5 protein-coding genes are annotated in these 3,396 nt (G+C 22.7%); all 5 read right to left on the reverse strand.

Annotated elements, in window-relative coordinates; all coding sequences use genetic code 11:
• Positions 1 to 346: 346 nt before the first annotated feature.
• Complete coding sequence (locus GBZ86_RS13980) at positions 347 to 586, reverse strand: hypothetical protein (RefSeq protein WP_152891666.1); 240 nt, start codon at positions 584 to 586, stop codon at positions 347 to 349.
• A gap of 179 nt (positions 587 to 765) precedes the next feature.
• Positions 766 to 1,026: a hypothetical protein gene (locus GBZ86_RS13985; protein ID WP_152891668.1), complete on the reverse strand. Its 261-nt coding sequence runs from the start codon at positions 1,024 to 1,026 to the stop codon at positions 766 to 768.
• 160 nt (positions 1,027 to 1,186) lie between these two features.
• Positions 1,187 to 1,825 (reverse strand): GNAT family N-acetyltransferase, encoded by a 639-nt coding sequence (locus GBZ86_RS13990; protein ID WP_152891670.1) that lies wholly within the window; start codon positions 1,823 to 1,825, stop codon positions 1,187 to 1,189.
• Between the two features lie 275 nt (positions 1,826 to 2,100).
• Complete coding sequence (locus GBZ86_RS13995) at positions 2,101 to 2,295, reverse strand: hypothetical protein (RefSeq protein WP_152891671.1); 195 nt, start codon at positions 2,293 to 2,295, stop codon at positions 2,101 to 2,103.
• 113 nt (positions 2,296 to 2,408) lie between these two features.
• Positions 2,409 to 3,287 carry a hypothetical protein gene (locus tag GBZ86_RS14000; protein ID WP_152891673.1) on the reverse strand — a complete coding sequence of 293 codons (879 nt, stop codon included), beginning with the start codon at positions 3,285 to 3,287 and terminating at the stop codon, positions 2,409 to 2,411.
• Positions 3,288 to 3,396: the final 109 nt, after the last annotated feature.

Raw genomic sequence — 3,396 nt, forward strand, 5'->3', positions numbered from 1 at the left:
TAGGAATATCTATATTATTAATTAACATTCTTATCTCCTTCTACAGACCATGGCTAATTTATTATTAACTTTTCTATAGGTATATTTACTAATTTCTTCTCCATCTAAATACTTTTTTATTATGTAAACTTCCTGTTTATTAAAACTTAACCCATTAACTTTAGATACAATAATCAGTATAATTAACTACTAAATAAATTGGAGTTCTTTTTTCAAACAATTCAAAATTACACTTTTTATAAGATTACATGATTCTAAATTAGCACAATCTATAGTTAGAATGATATATTTTATATCTGATACTAAAATAAAAAGAACCTTCATTTCTGAAAGTTCTTATAACTACTTACTTAATTAACTTTGATAATAAAAATCTAGCATTTTCTAAATTTGCTTTAGTTACATATACTCTATTCCCTTGTATATATCCATTAGCAAACGTTGTTTGATTAACATAAGGTTTAAACTTCATTTCTACTATAAAGTTAAACCCATAATTAGTATATTCATAATTTCCTATATATTCATATTTTTCTTTCAGTTCTTTTTCATTTAACATTTTTATAAGAGACTCTTCTATACTCATTTATATTCACCTCCTATTTTATCATACCATACTTATATAAGTTTAAACAATTTTCAACAAATTTCTACAAATTAATAATTAACTAATCTAATATGACATATGTCAATTAAGAACTTTCTAAGTAAAATAAAAAGAACCTTCATTTCTGAAAGCTCTTATAATTACTTTAATTTCATTTTCTATTTACGTTTAAATACCTTCCACCATAATCTTGCAATAAATAAAAAAAATATAATTGATATTGAAGCATCTAATATTTTAGCAACTACATTATGACTATTAAAAATTAAAGTTACAAATAATACTATTGCTCCACTATAAATAAGGGTTAAAAAAGATAAACTAATTATTCTATGCATAATATTAATTTTTTTATTATTAGCTCTTTCAATACAACAGTCAATAAAAAATTCACCTATCAACTCAAAAAATATACCCATAAACACCTCCAATATAAAGCAAAATAATATTATTATTCATTACTATTTATATTAATATAATACAGTAATTCTTTAATTAATTCTAAATTTCCTTTATCTCATAGGTATTCATATAAAGAAATTTATTATTTACTTTAATTTTTAGTTTTATTTTTTACATCTACTCATCGAGCATACTTGAAGCAACTTCAAATTCTCTTTGACTTTCTTGTACTTTCTTTTCTTTGTAAGGAAAAGTTTTATCAAATTTTTCAATCTCATCTTCACTAGGTTCAAGAGCATTAGAAAAAACTGCATATCCTGAAATATTATCAAGAGCTCCTTCATAAAGTGGTAATACTAATAAGCCTTTATAGAACTTACCATCAGGCATTGAAATGCCATATTTTTTACCACCTAAAAATCCATATGGCTCATAGTGATAAGAATATCCTAATGTAGTTATAGCTTTATACCCTAGCTTTTTAGCTTCTTTTATAGAGTAAGTAATTAACTTACCTCCAAGTCCCTTTCTATGCATAGTAGGTAATATAAATACTGGACCAAAGCTAATTGTCTTATGCTCTGTACCATCTTCTGATACAACCTTAGAATGAGAATAAAATATAGCTCCTATAATTTCTCCATCTACTTCTATTACATACGTAAGTTCTGGTATAAAGTCTTTATCTTTTCTTAACTTGTTTACTGCTACATGCTCTGATGCACCTGGAAAATATAAATTCCAGAACGCCTCTCTAGCAACTTCTTCAACTTTTCTATAATCTTTTGGTTCTTCTCTTCTTATTTTAATATTCATAATTCTCTCCACCTTAAATTTAATAATTGTTATAACTATCGTTAATAAACCAAAACCTATTGCAAGTGCACATTTCTAGTATGGTCGCTTTCCATACTCTTGATGTTTTGGACTTCATCTAAATTATTCTATCTAAAAAAAGTAACTACTTCTATATATGTTTGGATGTTATTATTTTTTTATTTTTATCAATTTAAATTTGATTTATTATAGAGTTTACAGCTTTTGTTAATTTTTTACACTTTGCTACTATAAGATGATATTCAGTTTCATCTTTAAGAATTGTTACTATCAGATTTATGCTTATAAAAATAATTTACTATATTACCAATTGCTAATCCAAAATATATAAATATACTTGTTGCTAATAAATCCTTTCGTTGAGTTATCCAATAGAAAAATAATCCTAAAGACGGTATACTTGAAATTATAGCCATAGGAATTATCATATGTTTTAAAAAATTCTTCATTCGTACCCCCTTAATAAGTACCTCAATATACTAAAGTTATATAAGACATTATTTTTATAAAATATAGATTATATAATACTAAAGTAATTCTAAGTATTGCTTTAAATTTAAAATTAAAAAATTTGAATTTCTTCATTACTTATATTATTAACTAAATAAATTTGCATATTATTTCTATCTACATCATTTATATTGTAAAACATCTTTGATATATAAAATTGATCATATTGAGAATTAGGATTATATTTTCTATCTATTTTACTAAATTTTTTTATAGGCATATCATAAAAACCACCAGCTTCTTCTAAAGTATATATTTGCTCAAAAGTTTTGCTTTTTAATTTTATACTAAAATTTTTCATAATCTCTTTACATGTTTTCTCATTTATGTTTTCTGTAAAAAGATAAAGCAATGAACCAAATTTAAAATTAGCTAAACTAATAATATTAAAATCAATATTATTAAATTTTATATTTTTATTTAAAATTTGATAATTTTCTGTTGTTAAATTAAATTTTTCTTTTGTTTTAATTTCTTTTTGTACATATGTTTCATCTGGCTTTCTTGTAGAAATATTAAAAATATATTTAACAGGTTCTATTTTATTTGTTCTAGCAATAATGTTTCCTAGTTGGATAATATGTATTTCTTTTCCATCTGCTGTTAATATATCTACAGGAGAAACAAAGAATGTTTTATCAGGAAAATCTGCTGAACCAGTAATACCGATATTTTCTTCTTTTATATCTGAACCATCTTTTTTAGTTATTAAATAATCAAATAATATATAATCCTCATATGTATTTGCTGAATTTATTTTTATATTGTAATCTTCAAATTCTACATTATAAGGAAAACCTCCTTGTATTTCATTTTTAACTTCATTTTCTTTTTGAAGTTTAATCAATTTATAAACTCCTACAAACATTGTTCCAAATAATAAAATTATTATTAATAATGAGATTACTAATATTTTTCCTATGCTTTTCAAATTAAAATTTCCTCCTTAGTATTTTTTTTAATATAACACACTTTCAAATAAAAATTATATTTTTATCCTGTAATTATATTTTTTTATCTTGTAATTAAATAAAAAATAC

The sequence above is a fragment of the Clostridium tarantellae genome (genome assembly GCF_009295725.1).
GTDB lineage: Bacteria > Bacillota > Clostridia > Clostridiales > Clostridiaceae > Sarcina > Sarcina tarantellae.

Coding starts and splice junctions, on each gene's coding strand:
- GBZ86_RS13995 (WP_152891671.1), bottom strand. CDS start 2,295: ATGAAGAATTTTTTAAAACATATGATAATTCCTATGGCTATAATTTCA.
- GBZ86_RS13990 (WP_152891670.1), bottom strand. CDS start 1,825: ATGAATATTAAAATAAGAAGAGAAGAACCAAAAGATTATAGAAAAGTT.
- GBZ86_RS13980 (WP_152891666.1), bottom strand. CDS start 586: ATGAGTATAGAAGAGTCTCTTATAAAAATGTTAAATGAAAAAGAACTG.
- GBZ86_RS13985 (WP_152891668.1), bottom strand. CDS start 1,026: ATGGGTATATTTTTTGAGTTGATAGGTGAATTTTTTATTGACTGTTGT.